Consider the following 19,655-nt stretch of genomic DNA (forward strand, 5'->3'; position numbering starts at 1 on the left):
CGGCGCGCGGTGATGCGCGCTCTCGGTTCAATGCGGGCGGCCTGCCTGCCCCCCCGGGGCAGGCGGTCACGCGAGCGAAGGGGGAATCCGCCGGATCAGTTCTGGCGCAGATCGCGCCCGCGCGTCTCGGGCAGGCACAGGGCCACCACGACCACCATGGCGTAGGCGACGGCCGCGCACACGCCGATGGCGGTGCCCAGCGGCAGGTGCATGCGGTCGCTCAGCAGGCCGACCAGCGCCGGAAAGGTGGCGCCGATGCCGCGTCCGAAGTTGTAGCAAAAGCCCTGCCCCGAACCGCGCAGCTCGTTGGGAAACAGCTCGGCCAGGAAGGCTCCCGCGCCGCTGAAGATGCCCGACATGAAGAAGCCCAGCGGAAAGCCCAGCAGCAGCATCAGGCCGTCCGTGATGGGCAGCAGCGTGTACGCATAGACCAGCGAACCGGCACCGATGGCGAACAGGATGAAGGCGCGGCGCCGGCCGAGGCGGTCCGACAGGTAGGCACCGCACAGGTAGCCGATGAAGGCGCCAACGATGAACATGAACTGGTAGCCGCCCGAGCCCAGCACGGTGAGATGGCGCTCGTTCTTCAGGAAGGTCGGCAGCCAGACGCCGATGGCGTAGTAGCCGCCCTGCATGCCGGTGAACAGCAGGCTCGCGAGCACCGTGGTGCCGAGCATGCCGGGCTTGAAGATCGCGAGGAAATTGCCGCTGCGTTCGCCACGCGCCACGGCGGCACGGCTTTGCACGTAGATTTCCGGGTCGCGGATCGAGCGGCGGATGAAGACGATCAGCAGCGCCGGCAGCAGGCCCAGCAGGAACATCGCGCGCCACGAGATCTCCGGCGGCAGGAACGAGAACAGCGCCATCGACACCAGCACCGCCGCTCCCCAGCCGATGGCCCAGCTGCTCTGCACCAGCCCCACGGCCTTGCCGCGGTAGGCCGGCCGGATCATCTCGGCGATGAGCACCGAGCCCACCGCCCATTCGCCGCCGAAGCCCAGGCCCTGCAGCGTGCGGGCGATCAGCAGTTCCTCGGGCGTGCGCGACAGGCCGCAGGCAAAGGTGAAGATCGCGAACACCAGGATCGTCAGCTGCAGGATGCGCACGCGGCCATAGATGTCGGCGAGGATGCCCGCCGCCCAGCCGCCGATGGCCGAGGCGACGAGCGTGGCGGTGCCGATCAGGCCGACCTCGGTCTTGCTCATGCCCCACAGCGACAGCAGGATCGGCGTGACCAGCGGCAGCGTGTAGTAGTCGAACGCGTCGACCGCGTAGCCGCTGAAAGATGCGGCGAGCGTGCGCTTCTCGTTGGGATTGAGCGTGCGCAGCCAGTTCTCGCCGGCAGGCGCATCGCCGGCCGCGGGGGCTGCATCGAGAGTGCTCTTCATGGTCGTTGTCTCCAGGGTCTCGGGTGAAAAAAAGGGCAGCCTAGAAGGCCGCAAGGCGGTGGTGCAGCAGGTCGGTAACGAGCATCGCGCCCGGTGCATGGGTGATCGCGAACGGCAGCCGCGCGGCCGCCAGCACGGCCTGGGGCGTCACGCCGCAGGCCCAGAAGACAGGAAGCTCGTCGGGCATCACCTCCACGGCATCGCCGTAGTCGGGCACGCCGATGGCGCGGATGCCGATCAGCGCCGGATCGCCGATATGCACGGGCGCGCCGTGCACCGCCGGAAAGCGCGAGGTGATCTGCACCGCGCGGATGGCGTCGGCCGCGCGCAGCGGCCGCATCGACACCACCATCGGCCCGTGGAACGGACCAGCCGGCACGGTCTCGATCGAGGTGCGGTACATCGCCACATTGCGGCCCTGCGCGACGTGGCGCAGCGCGATGCCCTCGGCCATCAGCGCATGCTCGAAGGTGAAGGAGCAGCCGATCACGAAGCTCACCAGGTCGTCGCGCCAGAGCGCCCGCACGTCGGTAGGCTCGTCGACCAGCTCGCCGTCACGCCAGACGCGATAGCGCGGCAGGTCGGTGCGGATGTCGATGTCCTCGCCGAGCGCCGGCAGCGCCGGGTCACCGGCCTCGGACACGCCCAGCAGCGGACAGGGCTTGGGGTTGGCCTGGCAGAAGCGCAGGAAGTCGCCGGCATGCGACTTCGGCAGGATCACCAGGTTGCCCTGCGCGTGGGCGCTGGCGAGGCCGCTGGTGTGCGTGTTCAGCGCGCCGCTGCGGGCGGCAAGGCGCACGGCCAGCGCGCTGCTCGAGGGACCGGGCTGTTGTTCGAAGGAATGGCGGCTCGACATGGCGTTCCCGATGCGCAATGCATCGTTGTGTTGTGATGCGCCGGATTGTGGGAATGCGCGCTCACGAACGCCAACGCAAAGTTTCTCGCTCAGTTCATCGATTTTTTCGATGACCCCTGGCGGTGCGAGGCATGCACCACGGCGGAGCCGAGCGCGGCCTCCGGCAGCGGCGACGACGGGTCGTCGCGGTAGCTCGCATAAATGGGCAGCGGCTCCAGCGTGTCCTCGCACGGCAGTACGCGCAGCGGCAGGCGCCGCGCCAGCGGCTCGACCACGGCGCGCGGCAGCGTGGCGACGCCGAATCCCGCCTCGACCAGCTGGGCCATGGCCGAGATCGAGGAGATCGCGTGCACGCGCGGCGGCGGGCTGCCGGCCTCGCGGAACAGCTCGAGCAGCGCCACGTGCGGCTGCGAGCCGCGCTGGAAGGTCAGCAGGTCGAGCGACAGCAGGTCGGCCAGGCGGTAGCGCCGTTTCAGGTGCAGCTCGCGGTGGCCGACGAAGCACATGGGCATCGGCGGCACGGCGCGCGTGCGCACGCCGTCGCCGGCGGCGGGCAGCGCGGCGAACACCAGGTCCTGCTTGCCGCGCTGCAGCTGGTCGACCAGCACCGGCGTGGTTTCGACCGTGAGCTCGAGCTCGAAGTCCGGGTGGGTGGCCTGCATGTGCTTGAGCCAGCCGGTGAGCCAGCTGTGCACCACCGACTCGATGGCGCCGACGCGCAGCACCGTCTCGCGCGCCGCGCCCGAGCCCATCTCGGCCTTGATGTGCATCTGCATCTCGAGCAGCTTCTGCGCGAAGGCATGGAAGCGCTGCCCTGCCACGGTCAGGCGGAACTGCTTGTCGCGCCGGTCGAGCGCGGCGATGCGGCTGGACAGGGCCGACTGGGTCAGGTGCAGCTTCTCGGAGGCGCGCGTGACGCTCTTGAGCGCCACCGCCCAGTGGAAGGCTTCCACGAATCGAAGGTTCATTTGCGTTGCGGTCCCGGAATCAGGCTTTCAGGTACTCGGCCTTGGTGCCGAGCCAGCGGTCGATGTGGCGCTGCGCCAGTTCGGGATGCTTCTGCAGCATCACCGGTGCCAGTTCGCGCGCCCAGTCGAGCAGCAGCGTGTCGGTCGTCAGGTCGGCGAAGCGCAGCAGCGGCGCGCCCGACTGGCGTGCGCCCAGGAATTCGCCGGGGCCGCGGATCTCCAGGTCGCGCCGCGCGATCTCGAAGCCGTCGCCGGTCTCGGCCATCGCCTTGAGCCGCGCGCGCGCGCTTCGCCGACACGGCCACTGTCGCCCGGCGCATAGAGCAGCACGCAGGCCGAGGCCGCCGCACCGCGCCCCACGCGGCCGCGCAGCTGGTGCAGCTGCGACAGGCCGAAACGCTCGGCATGCTCGATCACCATCAGCGAGGCATTGGGCACATCGACGCCCACCTCGATCACGGTCGTGCTCACCAGCACCTGGATCTCGTTGGCGGTGAATGCGGCCATCACCGCCTGCTTCTCGGCCGTGGGCATGCGCGAATGCAGCAGGCCGACCTGGATGGGCTCGCCCAGCGTGTCGGCCAGCTCGTCGCGCGTTTCGGTCGCGTTGCGCAGGTCGACCGCCTCGCTCTCCTCGATCAGCGGGCACACCCAGTACACCTGCCGGCCCTGCGCGATCTGCGCATGGATGCGGTCGATCACCTCGTCGCGGCGATGGTCGGCCACCAGCTTGGTGACGATGGGCGTGCGGCCCGGCGGCAGCTCGTCGAGCGTGGAGACGTCGAGGTCGGCGTAGTAGCTCATCGCGAGCGTGCGCGGGATGGGCGTGGCGCTCATCATCAGCAGGTGCGGCTCCAATCCGGCGCCGGGCCGCCCCAAGCCGGATTGCCCCCCCTCGGGGGGGTGAGGCGAAGCCTCAGGGGGGCTGAAAGTGCCGCCGCCGGCCTTGCCGCGCAACGCAAGGCGCTGGGCCACGCCGAAGCGGTGCTGCTCGTCGATGATGGCCAGCGCGAGATTCTTGAAGCGCACCTTCTCCGAGATGACCGCGTGCGTGCCGATGACCAGCGCGGCCTGGCCGCTCTCCACCGCCGCCGACATCTCGTCGCGCTCCTTCTTCTTCTGGCTGCCCGTGAGCCAAGCCACGCGCAGACCACGCGCAGCGAGCAGCGGATCGAGCCAGCCGACCAGCTTGCCGAAGTGCTGGGCCGCGAGGATTTCGGTGGGCGCCATCAGCGCGCATTGAAAGCCCGCGTCGATGCAGCGCGCCGCCGCCAGCGCCGCCACCACGGTCTTGCCCGAGCCCACGTCGCCCTGCAGCAGGCGGTGCATCGGGATCTGGCGGTGCAGGTCGGCCGAGATCTCCTCGCCCACGCGCTGCTGCGCACCGGTCAGGCCGAAGGGCAGCACCGCGAGCAGCTGCGCATGCAGCGAGGTGGCGACCGGCTCGGTCGATGCAGGCAGCACCGGCGCTCGCTGCGCCGCACGCTCCAGCCGCGCCTGCAGTTGCGACAGCTGCTGCGCGAGCAGTTCCTCGGCCTTGATGCGCTGCCATGCCGGGTGGCTGTGGTCTTCGAGCGCGGCAATCGACACGTCGGGCGTCGGGTAGTGCAGGAAGCTCAGCGCGCTGCGCAGGTCCCACGCGCCGCGCAGGCCGATCTGCACGGGAATCGTTTCGTCGAGCACCGCGCGCGCCAGGCCCGAACGCACTTCGCGCCGCAGCACCGGCTGGGCGAGACCAGCCACGGTCGAGTAGACCGGCGTGAGCGCGTTCGGCAATGCGGTGCCGGCCGCCTTCACGGTCGGATGCATCATCTGCCGCCCCACGAAGCCGCCGCGCACCTCGCCGCGCACACGCACCTGCGCGCCGACCGCCAGCTGCTTCTGCTGCGACGGATAGAAGTTGAAGAAGCGCAGCTGGCAGGTGTCGCTGCCGTCGTCGATGGTCGCCAGCAGCTGGCGGCGCGGGCGGTACACCACCTCGCATTCGGTGATCACGCCTTCGACCTGCGCCATGTCGCCGTCGCGCGTGTCGGCAAGCCGCACGATGCGCGTCTCGTCCTCGTAGCGCATCGGCAGGTAGAGCGCGAAGTCGATGTCGCGCACGAGGCCGAGCTTGCGCAGGGCGCGCTGCACCTGGCTCAGGCCGCTGCCGGGCGGGCCTGCGGGCGCCGGCGCGGCGGCACTCGCGGAAGCTGCAGGGGACGGGGCTTTCTTGGGAGGCACGGACGGGCTTCTAGCGCGGGCGGCAAAGGTCCGTCAAGGCGCTGCGGGCATCGGGGAACATGAACTGGAAGCCAGTGCGCAGCAACTGCGCGGGCACCACGCGCTGGCCTTCGAGCAGCAGGTCGGCCTGCTCGCCGAGCAGCAGCTTGACGGGTGCGGCAGGCGTGGGCATCCAGCAGGGGCGGTGCAGCACGCTGGCGGCGACGCGGGTGAATTCTTCCTGGCTCAGCGCACCGGGCGCGGTGAAGTTGAAAGCCTGCGCCGTCGCAGGGGCCGCGGCCCGTTCGGTCACGCTCCACACATGCGCCATCGCGCGGACCAGGTCATGCACATGCACCCACGACAGCCATTGCCGCCCGCTGCCTAGCCGCCCGCCCATGCCGAGCCGGACCGGCATCAGCAACTGCGGCAGCGAGCCCTGGTGGCCGAGCACGAAGCCGAAGCGCATGCAGGCCACGTGCACACCGTGCGCGACAGCGGCGCGTGCCGCCTGCTCCCAGCGCTGGCACAGCTGCGACATGAAGATGTCTTGCGGCGGCGCATCTTCGGCGAGTTCGGCAGCGTCGCCCTGCGGCTGGACGCCGTAGTAGCCGATGGCGGAGCCCGAGAGCAGCAGCCACGGCTTGCGTGGCCGCGTGGCGATCCATGCCACCAGCTGCTGTGTCAGCCCTTCACGGCTCCTGAGCAGCTGCTGCCGTCGCCGTTCGCTCCAGCGCATGCCCAGGATTCGCGCACCCGCGAGGTTGACGACCACGTCAACATGGTCGGCCGCCGGGACCTGGTGGAGCGATTGCACACAGCGCACCGCGCCGCCGAAGCCCCAGGCGGCCGAGCGCGCATCGCGCGTCCAGACCGTCACCGCATGGCCGTCGGCCAACAGGTGGCGCACGAGGATCTGGCCGATGAAGCCGGTACCGCCCGTCACCAGCACATGCTGCGGCTTGGTGCCGAAGCGCACCGGCGCCAGGGCATCGCGCGCCTGCGCCTGCTTCTGCTGCCCGAACAGCGCGCGCGCTGCGAAGCCATCGCGCAGGCCCGAGAGCCCCACGCCCACGCCGCACAACGCCAGGAATGCGCTGAGCCAGCCGTGCGGCTGCCACACCATCGCGGTCGGCTGCGCGGCCCAGCCGACCGCGCTCATCGCCAGCAGCGCGATGAACGCGCCGGCGTTGATGGCCAGCACCGTGTGCGTGACCCGTTCGGTGGGCGGCAGCAGGCGGCTGCCGTCCTCGACCACGAAGTCCCACAGCGTGAGCACGATCTCGACGCCGAACACCGCGAGCAGCACCCACGCCCACGCGCCGTGCCAGGCCCACGCCGACAGCCCGAGGAACAGCGCGCAGTAGATGGACGAGCGCGTCGCGTGGATCGCCAGCTCGCGCGCCGCAGTGCCGCGCCGCGGCAGCGCCTCCGTGCCCTCGTGGTGGTAGAGCGTGTCGAAGGCGCCCAGCACGCCCTGGGCCGCCATGAGCTGCAGGGCCAGCAGGTGCGTGTCGAGCGTCATGCGGGCACCGCCTGCGGCTCGGCCACTTCCTCGAACACGCCGACCTGCGTGAAGGTGGTGCCCATCAGCCGGTGGCGGATCTCGATGCGGATGTTGAAGCGCTCGGGCGTCTCGTTGTGGTGCCAGAGGAAAGTCTTGCCCGGCGTGAAGAGGCCCGGCAGCGGAATGCGCCAGCCGAACACGTCCCAGAAATAGCCGTCGCTCTGGAAATGCAGGCTGCCGTTCTCCACGCTCAGCACCAGCTTCATGCCCAGGCCCATGCCGACGTACTCCAGCACCTCGCCGCGCTCGCTCTCGCGCATGAAGCTGGTGAACTGGATCGGCTTGCGCCCGTGCAGGCGGTAGATGCGCTGCTTGTAGATGGCGGGGTCGCCGGGCCTGGCGTAGACCTGGATCTCCACCGGGAAGTGGCTGTCGCTGTAGGGAATCAGCGCGCCCTGGATCATCGGCTGCGTGAGGTGCCCCAGCAGCTTGCCGAAGCGCGAGCAGCGCAGCTCGCTGAGCGCGCCCAGGTAGTGCAGTGCCTTGCCGGGCGAGGGGTTCTTGTCGAAGCGCCGGCGGATGTCGGGGTGCAGCCCCATCCAGGCGCCGCCCAGGATCTTCTTGAAGAGCTCGCCTTCGGAAGGAGGAGCAGGGGCTGGCGGGACGCGCGCGACGGAGGAATCGACCATGCGTCGATTCTGCCTCGGCAACCCCTTGCCGGGCCCGTGATCCCGACCCATGGGACAATCGCCCGCTTCCCGCATCCTTCTCTTCCCATGCCTCCTTGGCACGGGCCCGTCCGGCCCTCAAGCACCATGCGCGCCTTCACGCTTTCCGATTTCGATTTCGCCTTGCCGCCCGAGCTGGTGGCGCAACACCCGGCCACCGAACGCACCGCCTCCCGTCTGCTCGACGGCACGGGGCCCGCACCAGTCGACCGCATCTTCAAACACCTGCCTTCGCTGCTGCGCGCGGGCGACCTGCTGGTCTTCAACGACACGCGCGTGGTCAAGGCGCGCCTGTTCGGCGAGAAGCCGACCGGCGGCAAGCTCGAGCTGCTGGTCGAGCGCGTGCTGCAGGGCCACGAGGTGGTCGCCCACATGAAGGTCAGCAAGAAGCCGCCCGTGGGCACCACGCTCGAGATGGTCGGCGGCTTTCGCGCCACCCTGCTGGGCCGCTGGCCCGATGAAGACGGCGCGCTGTTCCGCTTCGGCTTCGAGAGCGATGCGGGCGAAGATCCCTACGCGCTGATGCAGCGCTGCGGCCACGTGCCGCTGCCGCCCTACATCACGCACACCGATTCTGCCGACGACGAGAGCCGCTACCAGACCGTGTTCGCACGCGTGCCCGGCGCGGTGGCCGCACCCACGGCCGCACTGCATTTCGACGAAGGCCTGCTGGCCGAGCTCGAAGCGCGCGGCGTGCAGCGCGCCAACGTCACGCTGCACGTGGGCGCCGGCACCTTCCAGCCGGTGAAGACCGAGAACATCTCAGAGCACACGATGCATGCCGAGCGCTACGAAGTGCCCGGGGCCACGCAGCGCGCCATTGCCGAATGCAAGGCACGCGGCGGCCGTGTCGTTGCGGTCGGCACGACCACGGTGCGCACGCTCGAATCGTGGGCCAAGAGCGGCGAGGCCACGGGCGACACGCGCATCTTCATCACGCCGGGCTTCGTGTTCGAACACGTCGATGTGCTGGTGACGAACTTCCACCTGCCGAAGAGCACGCTGATGATGCTGGTCTCGGCCTTCGCGGGCTATGAGCACGTGATGGCGCTGTATGCCCATGCCATCGCCAACGGCTACCGCTTCTTCAGCTATGGCGACGCCATGCTGCTCGCGCGACAAACGGACTGAACGACATGCTGAACTTCGAACTCCTCAAGACCGACCCCGACAGCCACGCGCGCCGCGCCACGCTCACGCTCAACCACGGCAAGGTGCAGACGCCGATCTTCATGCCCGTGGGCACCTACGGCACCGTCAAGGGCGTGATGCCGCGCAGCCTCGAGGAGATGGGCGCGCAGATCATCCTGGGCAACACCTTCCACCTGTGGATGCGCCCGGGCCTGGACGTGATGGCGAACTTCGGCGGGCTGCATGGCTTCGAGAAATGGGACAAGCCCATCCTCACCGATTCGGGCGGCTTCCAGGTGTGGTCGCTGGGCGCGATGCGCAAGATCAGCGAGGAAGGCGTGAAGTTCGCCTCGCCCGTCAACGGCGACAAGCTTTTCCTCACGCCCGAGGTCTCGATGCAGATCCAGACCATCCTGAACAGCGACATCGTGATGCAGTTCGACGAGTGCACGCCCTACGACACCAAGGGCCACATCACGACCGAGGCCGAGGCGCGCATCTCGATGGAGCTGAGCCTGCGCTGGGCCAGGCGCTGCCAGAGCGAATTCGCACGGCTGGAGAACCCGAATGCGCTGTTCGGCATCGTGCAGGGCGGCATGTTCGAGAACCTGCGCGAAGAGTCGCTCGCAGCGCTGGTCGACATGGACTTCCCGGGTTACGCCATCGGCGGCGTGAGCGTGGGCGAGCCCAAGGAAGAGATGCTGCACATCATGGGCCACACGCCGCACCGGCTGCCCGCGAACAAGCCGCGCTACCTGATGGGCGTGGGCACGCCCGAGGACTTGGTGCAAGGCGTGGCCGACGGCGTGGACATGTTCGACTGCGTGATGCCCACGCGCAATGCGCGCAACGGCACGCTGTTCACGCGCTTCGGCGACCTGAAGATGCGCAACGCGCGCCACAAGAGCGATCCGCAGCCCATCGACCCCAGCTGCACCTGCCATGCGTGCGCCGGCACCTCGGGCGTTTCGTGGAACGACGGCGGGCGCGAGGGCTTCAGCCGCGCCTACCTGCATCACCTCGACCGTTGCGGCGAGATGCTCGGGCCGATGCTCACGACCATCCACAACCTGCATTACTACCTGAACCTGATGACCGAGATTCGCGCGTCGCTCGACGCGGGCACGTTCACCGAGTTCCGCGCGCGCTTCAAGTCGGAGCGGGCGCGAGGCGTCTGAGGCTTCTTCTTACTTCGGGGCCTGGATGGGCAGCGGCGTGGCGTAGGGCTCGATACGCAGCGCCTCGTTCTTGAAGACCACGATCTGCCTGAGCGGCGCCTGCACCAGCGCGCCGCCCGGGTCCTTGTGCGAGGCGTACTGCCACAGCGTGAGCTGACCCTTGGCGGCCAGCTGCGCGGCCAGCCGCTCCACGGCGGGGCCGGCGCCCGCGCCGAGCAGCGCCGCGTCGGCGCCCACGATCACCTCGTCGCGCGGCGAGACCACCTTGAAGAGCTGCACGGGCGCCGGCGCCTGTGCGCGCACGGAACGCACCGCCAGGGCGGCGGGAAGAAGCGCGAGCGCCAGGACGGCGCGGCGGGGAAAGGTGTTCGTCATGGGGCAGGAGCGTAGCCACGCCGGCCGGCGCTGCCCATTCGCCGGAAGCCATACGCCGACCGGCAACCCCGGGCTCGCCGGGGGCCCGCTCATCCGCTACGCTTGCCTTCCGTTTCCACTGCTGTTGCCGCATTCCCATGACCAACGCATCGTCCCCCTACACCGCCCGCTATCCGTCGCTGGCCGGGCGCACCGTGTTCATTTCCGGCGGCGCCAGCGGCATCGGCGAATCGCTGGTGCGGGCCTTCCACGCGCAGGGCGCGAAGGTCGGCTTCTGCGACCTCGACACCGCCGCCGGCAACGCACTCGCGGCGCAGCTGCAGGGCGAGCACCCTGCGCTGTTCCAGGCCTGCGACGTGACCGACACGACCGCGCTCGGCGCCACCATCGACGCGGTGCGCCAACGCTTCGGCCCGATCGCCGTGCTGCTGAACAACGCGGCCAACGACCGCCGCCACGAGATGGCCGACGTGACCAGCGAGGACTTCGACCGCCTCGTGGCCGTCAACTTCAAGCACCAGTTCTTCGCCGCGCAGGCGGTGGCGGACGACATGCGTGCGCTGGGCGGCGGATCGATCATCAACTTCGGCTCGATCAGCTGGATGATCAAGGGCCGGGGCTACCCGGTGTACCAGGCCTGCAAGGCGGCGGCGCGCGGCCTCACGCGTTCGCTGGCGCGCGACCTGGGCAAGCAGAACATCCGCGTGAATTCGATCGTGCCGGGCTGGGTGATGACCGAGCGGCAGATCAAGCTGTGGGTGAAGCCCGAATCGGGCGCGGAGATCGATGCGGCCCAGTGCCTGCCGGGCCGCGTGATGGCCGAGGACATCGCTGCAATGGCGCTGTTCCTCGCGGCCGACGATTCGCGCATGTGCACCGCGCAGGACTACGTGGTGGACGCAGGCTGGACCTGAAACAGGCTCGCCCCCAGGCTACGCGCACATCGTGTCGCGTGCGCCTTCCCCCTGCCGGGGGCAACACCTGCGGCCCGGCGAGGCCGGTTCCGCGGTGTTTCTGGAAAAAGAAAATTCCCGGGTACCGATCTTCTTAGTCGCGCAGTTCGGCTGGCAGCGTGCCGCCATTGGCGGCGATGCGGCTCATCACCTGCTTGTGCAGGCCGATGTTCCATTCGGCCGAACCCGGCTCGCCATCGCTGTAGAGAATTTCGCTGGCCAGTTCCTTGCGCGCGGCGAGGCTGCTGTCCAGGCCCAGCAACTTGAGCAGGTCGACGATCGAGGTGCGCCAGTTCAGGCCGGCGGCACCAGGCATCGCGTCCAGGACGGCGGGCACGTCGCCCAGCGGGATCGCAGGCGGCGGTGCGGCAGCGGCCGGCGCGCCCGGTGCAGCCGCCGGCGGTGCGGCGACGACTTCAGCGGCGTTGGCCGACGGAAAAATCTTGGAAAAAATCTTGCCGAAAATGCTCATGGGTGTACTCCGTCAATGTGAATGGGAAAACCCGCGGCACGGCGTTGCGTGCCGCAGCCTCGGGTTGTAGCACGCCCGTGCGGCGGTTCCGCTACGTGGCCGGCAGAACCGGGGCACCCGGCGTGACCGATTGCGCAGTGCCGGTCACAGGTGTGTGCGGCGACTGCGCCTGCGCGCCCGCCGAGGTGCCGCAGGCATGGCAGAACTTGGAGAACGCGCTCTTGCGTGTGCTGCAGTGGCCGCAGTGGTCGAACAGGCCGATGCCGCAGTGCGGGCAGAAGTCAATCTCGTTGTTCTTCAGGTCGACCGGCCGTTCGCAGCCTGGGCATACGCTCTTGCCCAGGCGCGCCAGGGCGACGTCGTAGCTCAGCTCCTCGCGGCGCACCTGGTCGGGCTGCTGCTCGGCGAGTTTCTGGCGCGCCAGGTAGCGGTTGAGCGCGATGATCGCGTAGCGCCCCACCAGCACGGTGAGCACGATGCCCACCACGTAGCGCACGTAGCCGCCGTAGCTCGGCAGGTAGGGCACCAGCTCGACGAAGAAGGCGAACAGCGCGAAGAAGATGAAGCCCCACACGAACGGCCACCAGGTGCTCTTGCGCTTCTTCACGAACAGCCAGCCGGCCACGACCAGCAGCGGCAGCGTGAGCGCCAGCCGGTAGGCGAATACGCGCAGTTCGATGCGGCGGTACTCGGCGTCGAGCTTGACCTGCGCGTCGCGCTCCAGCACCGACAGCGCTTCGGAGGCGCGCTGCTCGGCCTGGCGCGCGTCGAGTGCGATCTTCTGCTGCGCGTTGACCTTGCGCTGCAGCTCCTCCTCCTTCTGCTTGAAGGCGTCGAGCGCCTTGGTGCGCGCGATGAGTTCGGTGTCCTGATCGGGCTGCGCGGTGGCGCGCCGTGTGGAGATCCAGTTGCCGAAGGTCTCGCGTGCATTGGCGCTGGCCTGCTGCGCGGCGTTGAGCTGCAGGCGGATCTGGTCGAGGTCGCGCGCGGCCTGCAGCTCGGCGGCTTCCGAGGCCTTGACGGTGGCGCGCAGCGGCTCGGCCGCCGGCTTGTCGATGAAGTCGTCGATGCCGCGCACGCGCTCGACCTGCGGCAGGTCGCTCACGACGGTGCTGCCGAGCCCGATGAGGAAGCTCGCGAACACCAGGGCCACCAGCCAGAGGCCGCGGCGGAACCATTTTTCGGAAAGGCGCAAGGATTTGCTCATGTTGTTTTCTCCACGTTCTTATTGAAGCTTCAAGGTCACCGGCGCCGCGCCGAGCCCGGCACGCGGCAACCATGCGAACACAGAATCGACCGTCACGGTCTCGATGCGGTCCGAGAAGCGCTTGTCGTTCGGATGGTCGTCGAAGGCCACGTTGGCCGAGCCTACGCGCCCGCCCAGCCGGGTGAGCGGGCCGAGCTTCAACGTGGTCGGCTCGTAGCCCTTGAACTGCAACCAGGCCTGCGCCTGCGCGCGGCTGCCGATGGTGGCGGGCTCCATGGCGGCGGCCAGCGTCTCGACGGCCCACTGGTTCGACTGCTGGTACTTACGGCCCCAGGCATAGCTCACGATGCTGTAGGGCGCGGTGTGCAGCCGCACGATGCGCGCGGGCGGTTCGTTCAGCGCGGCCAGCAGCTGCGCCTGCACCTGCGGCGTGGGCACGGCCCAGGCCGCCTCGTAGCGCCACAGGTCGTCGAGGAAGAACTCGCCGAGCCCCTGGCGGTAGACGGCGGCCACCGCGGTGCCGCACTGGTTGAGCTTGTGCACCACACGCCACGGGCCGGCATCCGTCTTGTAGGCGAAGCCCAGGTGCGAGTAGCGCAGGCCGTACTTGCTCAGGTCCTGCCCTGCGCGCGCCAGGATCACGACGCGCGCGCCGCTGGCGTCGAGCGCCTGCGAGGTGCGCTCGGCCAGCTGCATGCCCTTGACGATCACTTCAGGCATTGGCTTGGCCTGCTCGCATGAGCGGCCGGCCTGCGCCTGCATCGGCACGGCCATCGCGGCTGCGACGGCGAGCCAAGCGAACACGGCCAACGCGGATTTCACGACAACCTCTCGTTGTGGAGCAGCGCACGGCCGATGGCATTGGGCACGAAGGCCAGCACCTCGCCGGCGGCCGACAGCACGACGCCCGTGCCGATCACGCTGACGAGGACGCTGGTGCCCACGGCTTTCGACACGCCGTCGGCCGCGCGGCCCGCGACCTTGATGCTGGCGCGCGCGCCGTCCGAGGCGCGTTCGAGCAGGTACACCGTGCCGTCGACAGAGGCTTCGACCGCGATCACGGTGAGCGTCGAGCCGCCCACCGACAGCGCGGCGGGCAGCGCGACCGCTGTGGTGGCCGAGGCCCCCACCGCAGAGGCGGCGACCACCACCGACGCCACAGGCATCAGCGAGAGGGCCACGGAGGCGTCGCTCTGCGCCTGGGCTTGCAAGGGAGCCGAGACGCCGGCAAAGGCAGCGCAGACGGCGACGAGAACGGCGGCAATCGACTTTTTCATGATGGGCTTTCGTTGATCGGACGCGGGTTATTCGGCAGCAGAAGAAGAAGTAGCTTCGGCACGGGCCATGCGGCGGCCCTGCAGGCGGGCTTCGGCCATGTCGGCTTCGTGGCGGTCGCGCAGCGTCTTGGCCAACGTGAAGGCCGAGCTGATCAGGAACAGCCAGCTCACGCCCAGGAAGGCCTTGTAGGCCTCGTTGATCTCCATGCGCACGAGGCCCCAGCCGGTCAGGCCCATCGCGGTGAAGAAGCTGCCCCAGACGACCAGCTTCCACATCGGCACGTCGCGCGTCGCTTCGGCGCTGCGCTCGGCGGCCTGCTGGCTGTCGCGCACGAACTTGGCCAGCATGAAGGCGGTGCTCAGGCAGAACACATAGCCCATCACCATGAACGCCCGGTCCAGCGCCTCGCCCGGCAGCCAGCTCAGGCCGGTGGCGCACAGGAAGACGGCGATCGCGAACGAGGCCCAGGCCTGGAACTGCCAGGCCCGCGTGTCGCGCTGGATGAAGACGGTCGTGGTCGATGAGAGGGGTTGCATGTGTGCCTCGCGGCGTAGTGAAGGTGAGCGAATGATGGTTCGCTCCCGCACCGCGGGGCTTGAATGCTTGCACCAGTTGCGGTTTTCAGCGCCACCGGTATCTGCAATCGATACTTTCCGGTGCCTTGCGCGCCGGAAAGGAGCTGCGCCTCAGGCGGCCAGCAGGGCGCTCACACGCTGGCGCAGCGACTCGGGCTGCACTTCCACCGGCGGCACGGGACCGCCGACGTTCAGCCCCACGCGGCTGAAAAAGCCGCGGCGGAAGGGCTTGGCCATGGCCACGCGCTCGCCGCCGCGCAGCTCGATGCGGCTGAAGTACGAGCCCCAGAGATTGGTCAGCGCCATCGGGATCACCGGCGGCTCGATGCCCTGGGCGCGCGCGCCTTCAAGGATCTTCATCACGCCGCCCTTGAACGGCTGCAGCTCGCCGTCGCGGGTGATCGCGCCTTCGGGGAAGATCGCGAGCAGGTCGCCCTCGCGCAGCACGCCGATCGCCTTGGCAAAGGCCTCTTCGTAGGCCGCGGGGTCTTCCTTCTGCGGCGCGATCGGAATGGCCTTGGCCAGCTTGAACATCCAGCCCAGCACCGGCACCTTGAAGATGCGGTGGTCCATGATGAAGCGGATCGGCCGCGGGCTCGCCGCCATCAGCAGCACCGCGTCGATGAAGCTCACGTGGTTGCACACCAGCACGGCCGCGCCCTCGGTGGGAATGTGCGACTCGCCCTTGATGTCGAAGCGATAGACGAAGCGCGACAGCACCCAGGCCACGAAGCGCAGCAGGTACTCGGGCACCAGCATGAAGATGTAGAACGCCACCACCGCGTTGGCGATGCCGGTGAACAAGAAGATCTGCGGAATGGTGAAACCCGCGCCCAGCAGCGCGCCCGCGATGACCGAGCTGCCGATCATGAACAGCGCATTGAGGATGTTGTTCGCCGCGATGATGCGCGCACGGTGCGTGGGCTGGCTGCGCAGCTGGATCAGCGCGTACATCGGCACGCTGTAGAGGCCCGCGAACAGCGACAGCAGCGCCAGGTCGGCCATCACGCGCCAGTGGGCGCCCTGGCGCACGAAGGCGCCGATGCCCATCTCGGGCACGGCCGGCAGGCCGCGCGATGCAAAGTACAGGTCGACGGCGAACACGCTCATGCCGATCGCGCCCAGCGGCACCAGTCCGATTTCCACCTGCCGGCGGCTCAGCGTCTCGCACAGCAGCGAGCCGATGCCGATGCCCACCGAGAACACCACCAGCAGCAGCGAGGCCACCTGCTCGTCGCCGTGCAGCACTTCCTTCGCGAAACTCGGGAACTGGCTCAGGAACACCGCCCCGAAGAACCACATCCACGAGATGCCCAGCAGCGAGCGGAACACCACCACGTTCTGGTTCGCGAGCTTGAGGTTGCGCCAGGTCTCGCTGATCGGGTTCCAGTTGATGACCAGCCCCGGGTCGGTGGCCGGCGCCTTTGGTATGGCCTGCGCCACGCCCCGGCCGACCAGCGCCAGCAGCACGCAGCCCACCGCCACGCTCATGTGGCCGATCTGCGGCACCGCCACCAGCAACCCGCCCGCCACCTGCCCGAGCAGGATGGCGACGAAGGTGCCCATCTCGACCATGCCGTTGCCGCCCGTGAGTTCGCGCGCGTCGAGCACCTGCGGCAGGTAGGCGAACTTGACCGGCCCGAACAGCGTGGAGTGCAGGCCCATGAGGAACACGCAGCCCAGCAGCACCACCGCGTCGGCCCGCACGAAGCCCCAGGCCGCGAGCACCATGATCGCGATCTCGAGGTTCTTGACGAAGCGGATCATCTTCGTCTTGTCGAACTTGTCGGTGAGCTGGCCGGCCGTGGCCGAGAACAGCAGGAACGGCAGGATGAACAGCGCGCCGATCACCAGCCCCGCCATGGCTGGCGGCATCCAGCTCAGCTGCAGCTGGTAGGTCACCATGACGGTGAAGGCGAACTTGAACAGGTTGTCGTTCGCCGCGCCCGCGAACTGGGTCCAGAAGAAAGGCGCGAAGCGCCGCTGCTTGAGGAGGGCGAACTGGTTGGCGTGGGCGTTCTCCTCGTGAACCACGGGCGTGGCTGCGGCTGCGGCTGCGGGATTTGTCATTCGAAGAGTGCTCCTCATGCGGCCACGGCGGCGGCGCCCGGATTGTGCCGCAGCGCGGCTGCCCAGTGCATCTCCAGCTTGTGGAGTGCGAACACCACCGGCAGGCCGGCGAGCGAGGCCGTCAGGTGCTTCAGCGTGTGGCCCGAAACCACGTGCTGCGTGAACTCGTAGACCTGGTGGTCGGCCAGCTCGAAAGCCTTGGCCAGCACGTAGAAGAAGATGGCCCAGCCGAGCTTCAGGCCGAGCGACTTGCGCATCGGCGTGGCCAGCGCCAGCGTCACCACCAGTGCCATGCCGCCGAACTGCACGAGCGCCCAGGGCATGACGTTGCCGGTTTCCTGGAACACCTCGGCCGAGAGCAGGCCGGCGGTCAGCACGAACCAGGCGGCGGGCCATCCGGCGCGCTGGCTCACCCGCTCGCAGACCGCCACGCCGATCAGCCCGGCGAAGGCCACCGCCATGCCGGCGCGGTCCGCGGCGAGCCGGGGTGCGTCGGGCACGAGGTGGAAGAAGGCCGAGCCCGCGGCGGTGGCGATCAGGCCGGCGAAGAAGAGCCAGGCGCAGTCGAGCGTGTTGTCCGGCGGATCGCTGGCGGGCGGGGCCAGCGGAAACTGCGACAGCGCCTCCTGGTGCGAGCGGTCGATGCGGTTGAGCCGGTACAGGCCCCACAGGCCGATCACGACGAAGGGGATGTTGCTCAGCACGTCCATGGCGTTGGGCAGCCCGTGCCAGGCGCGGTTGTCGGCGAACACCGAGGCGATGGCGACCTCGGCAGCCGGCAGCTCGGGGCCGAAGAAGGCGACCAGAGTGAGCAGCGCGAAGGTGAATAGCAACCCGCGTTCGCGGCGGCTGAGTCGACTGGCAAGAGGCAGGAGCATGGCGGTCCTCGGTGAGTGGGTCGGTACGGGCCGCGAATTTAGGCGCGGGCCGCTCCACAGGCATCGAGAATCGATACGAGGCACTAATTCACTCCTGCCGGTATCTCCAATTGATACTTATCGGCGCCCGTGTACGCTTCCGGGCCATGAGCACCACCGTCGATCTCGTCCAAGCCCTCAAGAACGAACTCAAGAGCGCCCGCATGACCTACGCCGACCTGGCGCGGTCGCTCGACATGGCCGAATCCAGCGTCAAGCGGATGCTGGCCAAGAGCGACATGCCGCTGTCGCGCGTGGACGCCATCTGCCGCGCGCTGAAGATCGATTTCGCCGAGCTGGCGCGCCGCGTAGCCGACGCCCAGCCGCTGCTGAAGGAGCTGACGCACGAGCAGGAAAAGGCCGTGGTCAAGGACAAGAAGCTGCTGCTGGTGGCCATCAGCGTGCTGAGCCAGTGGACGCTGGAGCAGATCGTGGCGGCCTACCGCATCAGCGAAGCCGAGTGCATCGGCTGCCTGGCGCAGCTGGACCGGATCGGCATCATCGAGCTGCGCCCGCTCAACCGGTATCGCCTGAAGCTCGCCAAGACCTTCCGCTGGCGGCCGCACGGCCCGGTGATGGAGTTCTTCCGCGAGAACGTGGTGCTGGACTACTACCGCGGCGGCTTCGACGGCCCGGCCGAGGGGCTGCTGCTGGTGCACGGCTCGATCAGCCGTTCGCTGGCCCCGGCCTTCCTGGAGCGGCTGCAGCGCGTGGCGCAGGACTTCGCGCAGCAGCACCAGACGGACCAGAAGCTGTCGGCGAAGGACCGCGAGGGGTACACGCTGCTGCTGGGGATGCGCAACTGGGAGTTCGAGCTGTTCACCCGCCTCCGCAGAGCCTGAATCGGCTCTCCCCCAGGCTTCGCGCACTTCGTGTCGCTTCGCCAACCCCCTTCCGGGGGCAACACCTGCGGCCCGGCGAAGCCGGTTCCGCGGTGTTCCTGGAAGGGCCCCTTCAGGGCTTGGCGGATTCCAGCGCGTCCCGCGTCGTGCGCGCAGCGCTCTTCGCCGCATCGGCGAAGTCATCGCCCGACGACGCGTAGATGATGGCGCGCGACGAGTTCACGATGATCGGCGCATCGGCGCGCCAGCCGGCACGCACTGTGGCGACCGCGTCGCCGCCCTGGGCGCCGACGCCCGGAATCAGCAGCGGCACGGTCGGCGCGAGTTCGCGCACGCGCTCGATTTCCGCCGGGTAGGTCGCGCCCACCACCAGCCCGAGCTGGCCGTTGAGGTTCCACGGCCCCTGCGCCAGCCTGGCCACGTGTTCGTACAGGAAGGGCTGCCCTTCGACATCCGCCAGCCGCTGGCCCTGCAGGTCGGAACCGCCGGGATTGCTGGTGCGGCACAGCAGGAACGCGCCCTTGCCTTCGTGCTTGAGGTACGGCGCGACCGAGTCGAAGCCCATGAAAGGCGACAGCGTCACCGCATCGGCGCCGTAGCGCTCGAAGGCCTCCAGGGCGTACTGTTCGGCGGTGGAGCCGATGTCGCCGCGCTTGGCGTCGAGGATCACGGGCACGTGGGGCGCATTGCGGCGCATGTGCTCCATCAGCTGTTCGAGCTGGGCTTCGGCGCGGTGGGCCGCGAAGTAGGCGATCTGCGGCTTGAAGGCGATGACCAGGTCGGCCGTCGCGTCGACGATGCGCGCGCAGAAGTCATAGATGCGGCTGGCGTCGCCCTTGAGCTGTCCCGGGAATTTGGCTGGCTCCGGATCGAGCCCCACGCAAAGCAAGGAACCGTTTTTTTGCTGTGCGGCGGCCAGCTTGTCGAGGAAAGTCATGGGGTCCGATTTTAAGGATGCCCGCGCACTCGCCCGCCACCTGCCTGCGAACACCGCGGAACCGGCTTCGC

18 protein-coding genes and 1 pseudogene are annotated in these 19,655 nt (G+C 68.9%); 4 read left to right on the forward strand and 15 right to left on the reverse strand.

Going from position 1 to position 19,655, the window contains the following annotated elements:
- Positions 1–95 precede the first annotated feature (95 nt).
- From ACEOAB_RS28225 to ACEOAB_RS28250, 6 genes and pseudogenes are all read right to left on the reverse strand, one after another.
- Positions 96–1,388 carry an MFS transporter gene (locus tag ACEOAB_RS28225; protein ID WP_495653269.1) on the reverse strand — a complete coding sequence of 431 codons (1,293 nt, stop codon included), beginning with the start codon at positions 1,386–1,388 and terminating at the stop codon, positions 96–98.
- 40 nt (positions 1,389–1,428) lie between these two features.
- Positions 1,429–2,244 (reverse strand): putative hydro-lyase, encoded by an 816-nt coding sequence (locus ACEOAB_RS28230; RefSeq protein ID WP_495653270.1) that lies wholly within the window; start codon positions 2,242–2,244, stop codon positions 1,429–1,431.
- Positions 2,245–2,333: 89 nt separating this feature from the next.
- Positions 2,334–3,212 (reverse strand): LysR family transcriptional regulator, encoded by an 879-nt coding sequence (locus ACEOAB_RS28235; protein WP_495653271.1) that lies wholly within the window; start codon positions 3,210–3,212, stop codon positions 2,334–2,336.
- A 19-nt stretch (positions 3,213–3,231) separates the two neighbouring features.
- Positions 3,232–5,435, reverse strand: a pseudogene (recG, locus tag ACEOAB_RS28240) (ATP-dependent DNA helicase RecG).
- 10 nt (positions 5,436–5,445) lie between these two features.
- Complete coding sequence (locus ACEOAB_RS28245; RefSeq protein ID WP_413749567.1) at positions 5,446–6,939, reverse strand: TIGR01777 family oxidoreductase; 1,494 nt, start codon at positions 6,937–6,939, stop codon at positions 5,446–5,448.
- Positions 6,936–7,610 (reverse strand): DUF4166 domain-containing protein, encoded by a 675-nt coding sequence (locus ACEOAB_RS28250; RefSeq protein ID WP_413749566.1) that lies wholly within the window; start codon positions 7,608–7,610, stop codon positions 6,936–6,938. The genes ACEOAB_RS28245 and ACEOAB_RS28250 overlap by 4 nt, the downstream gene beginning before the upstream one ends.
- 126 nt (positions 7,611–7,736) lie before the next feature.
- Between ACEOAB_RS28250 and queA the strand changes: the two genes are divergently transcribed.
- A complete protein-coding gene (gene queA / locus ACEOAB_RS28255) occupies positions 7,737–8,780 on the forward strand; it encodes a tRNA preQ1(34) S-adenosylmethionine ribosyltransferase-isomerase QueA (RefSeq protein WP_413749565.1) in 1,044 nt (347 codons plus the stop codon).
- Positions 8,781–8,785: 5 nt separating this feature from the next.
- The gene (gene tgt / locus ACEOAB_RS28260) at positions 8,786–9,958 is read left to right on the forward strand and encodes a tRNA guanosine(34) transglycosylase Tgt (protein ID WP_413749564.1); all 1,173 of its coding nucleotides are present in this window, start codon (positions 8,786–8,788) and stop codon (positions 9,956–9,958) included.
- Between the two features lie 9 nt (positions 9,959–9,967).
- Here the strand turns inward: tgt and ACEOAB_RS28265 are convergent, their stop codons facing one another.
- On the reverse strand, positions 9,968–10,333 hold the full coding sequence (locus ACEOAB_RS28265) for a hypothetical protein (protein WP_413749563.1): 366 nt from the start codon (positions 10,331–10,333) through the stop codon (positions 9,968–9,970).
- A 137-nt stretch (positions 10,334–10,470) separates the two neighbouring features.
- On the opposite strand from ACEOAB_RS28265, the gene ACEOAB_RS28270 reads away from it, so the two are divergent.
- Positions 10,471–11,247 (forward strand): SDR family NAD(P)-dependent oxidoreductase, encoded by a 777-nt coding sequence (locus tag ACEOAB_RS28270; protein WP_413749562.1) that lies wholly within the window; start codon positions 10,471–10,473, stop codon positions 11,245–11,247.
- Between the two features lie 133 nt (positions 11,248–11,380).
- Here the strand turns inward: ACEOAB_RS28270 and ACEOAB_RS28275 are convergent, their stop codons facing one another.
- From ACEOAB_RS28275 to ACEOAB_RS28305, 7 genes are all read right to left on the reverse strand, one after another.
- Positions 11,381–11,758, reverse strand: coding sequence for a DUF3597 domain-containing protein (locus ACEOAB_RS28275; RefSeq protein WP_009124759.1), 378 nt, complete (start codon positions 11,756–11,758; stop codon positions 11,381–11,383).
- Positions 11,759–11,849: 91 nt separating this feature from the next.
- The gene (locus ACEOAB_RS28280) at positions 11,850–12,965 is read right to left on the reverse strand and encodes a serine endopeptidase (RefSeq protein WP_413749561.1); all 1,116 of its coding nucleotides are present in this window, start codon (positions 12,963–12,965) and stop codon (positions 11,850–11,852) included.
- Between the two features lie 18 nt (positions 12,966–12,983).
- The gene (locus ACEOAB_RS28285; protein WP_413749569.1) at positions 12,984–13,739 is read right to left on the reverse strand and encodes a DUF2145 domain-containing protein; all 756 of its coding nucleotides are present in this window, start codon (positions 13,737–13,739) and stop codon (positions 12,984–12,986) included.
- Between the two features lie 44 nt (positions 13,740–13,783).
- A complete protein-coding gene (locus ACEOAB_RS28290; RefSeq protein ID WP_413749560.1) occupies positions 13,784–14,242 on the reverse strand; it encodes a hypothetical protein in 459 nt (152 codons plus the stop codon).
- A gap of 27 nt (positions 14,243–14,269) precedes the next feature.
- Positions 14,270–14,779, reverse strand: coding sequence for a YiaA/YiaB family inner membrane protein (locus ACEOAB_RS28295; RefSeq protein WP_413749559.1), 510 nt, complete (start codon positions 14,777–14,779; stop codon positions 14,270–14,272).
- A 150-nt stretch (positions 14,780–14,929) separates the two neighbouring features.
- Entirely contained in the window at positions 14,930–16,888 is a 1,959-nt protein-coding gene (locus ACEOAB_RS28300; protein ID WP_413749558.1) for an MFS transporter, read from the reverse strand.
- Between the two features lie 14 nt (positions 16,889–16,902).
- Entirely contained in the window at positions 16,903–17,766 is an 864-nt protein-coding gene (locus ACEOAB_RS28305; RefSeq protein ID WP_413749557.1) for a hypothetical protein, read from the reverse strand.
- Positions 17,767–17,912: 146 nt separating this feature from the next.
- Between ACEOAB_RS28305 and ACEOAB_RS28310 the strand changes: the two genes are divergently transcribed.
- The gene (locus ACEOAB_RS28310) at positions 17,913–18,647 is read left to right on the forward strand and encodes a helix-turn-helix domain-containing protein (protein WP_056592893.1); all 735 of its coding nucleotides are present in this window, start codon (positions 17,913–17,915) and stop codon (positions 18,645–18,647) included.
- A gap of 112 nt (positions 18,648–18,759) precedes the next feature.
- On the opposite strand, the gene pyrF is transcribed toward ACEOAB_RS28310, so the two are convergent.
- Complete coding sequence (gene pyrF / locus ACEOAB_RS28315; RefSeq protein ID WP_056592897.1) at positions 18,760–19,584, reverse strand: orotidine-5'-phosphate decarboxylase; 825 nt, start codon at positions 19,582–19,584, stop codon at positions 18,760–18,762.
- Positions 19,585–19,655: the final 71 nt, after the last annotated feature.

Source organism: Variovorax sp. Varisp53 (assembly GCF_059491555.1).

Bases quoted from the DNA above. Each gene is read 5' to 3' on its own strand.
- ACEOAB_RS28235 (WP_495653271.1), bottom strand. From the start codon at position 3,212: ATGAACCTTCGATTCGTGGAAGCCTTCCACTGGGCGGTGGCGCTCAAG.
- ACEOAB_RS28280 (WP_413749561.1), bottom strand. From the start codon at position 12,965: ATGAGCAAATCCTTGCGCCTTTCCGAAAAATGGTTCCGCCGCGGCCTC.
- ACEOAB_RS28270 (WP_413749562.1), top strand. From the start codon at position 10,471: ATGACCAACGCATCGTCCCCCTACACCGCCCGCTATCCGTCGCTGGCC.
- ACEOAB_RS28250 (WP_413749566.1), bottom strand. From the start codon at position 7,610: ATGGTCGATTCCTCCGTCGCGCGCGTCCCGCCAGCCCCTGCTCCTCCT.
- queA (WP_413749565.1), top strand. From the start codon at position 7,737: ATGCGCGCCTTCACGCTTTCCGATTTCGATTTCGCCTTGCCGCCCGAG.
- ACEOAB_RS28275 (WP_009124759.1), bottom strand. From the start codon at position 11,758: ATGAGCATTTTCGGCAAGATTTTTTCCAAGATTTTTCCGTCGGCCAAC.
- tgt (WP_413749564.1), top strand. From the start codon at position 8,786: ATGCTGAACTTCGAACTCCTCAAGACCGACCCCGACAGCCACGCGCGC.
- ACEOAB_RS28310 (WP_056592893.1), top strand. From the start codon at position 17,913: ATGAGCACCACCGTCGATCTCGTCCAAGCCCTCAAGAACGAACTCAAG.
- ACEOAB_RS28265 (WP_413749563.1), bottom strand. From the start codon at position 10,333: ATGACGAACACCTTTCCCCGCCGCGCCGTCCTGGCGCTCGCGCTTCTT.
- ACEOAB_RS28285 (WP_413749569.1), bottom strand. From the start codon at position 13,739: ATGGCCGTGCCGATGCAGGCGCAGGCCGGCCGCTCATGCGAGCAGGCC.
- ACEOAB_RS28225 (WP_495653269.1), bottom strand. From the start codon at position 1,388: ATGAAGAGCACTCTCGATGCAGCCCCCGCGGCCGGCGATGCGCCTGCC.
- ACEOAB_RS28230 (WP_495653270.1), bottom strand. From the start codon at position 2,244: ATGTCGAGCCGCCATTCCTTCGAACAACAGCCCGGTCCCTCGAGCAGC.
- ACEOAB_RS28245 (WP_413749567.1), bottom strand. From the start codon at position 6,939: ATGACGCTCGACACGCACCTGCTGGCCCTGCAGCTCATGGCGGCCCAG.
- ACEOAB_RS28300 (WP_413749558.1), bottom strand. From the start codon at position 16,888: ATGACAAATCCCGCAGCCGCAGCCGCAGCCACGCCCGTGGTTCACGAG.
- pyrF (WP_056592897.1), bottom strand. From the start codon at position 19,584: ATGACTTTCCTCGACAAGCTGGCCGCCGCACAGCAAAAAAACGGTTCC.
- ACEOAB_RS28290 (WP_413749560.1), bottom strand. From the start codon at position 14,242: ATGAAAAAGTCGATTGCCGCCGTTCTCGTCGCCGTCTGCGCTGCCTTT.
- ACEOAB_RS28305 (WP_413749557.1), bottom strand. From the start codon at position 17,766: ATGCTCCTGCCTCTTGCCAGTCGACTCAGCCGCCGCGAACGCGGGTTG.
- ACEOAB_RS28295 (WP_413749559.1), bottom strand. From the start codon at position 14,779: ATGCAACCCCTCTCATCGACCACGACCGTCTTCATCCAGCGCGACACG.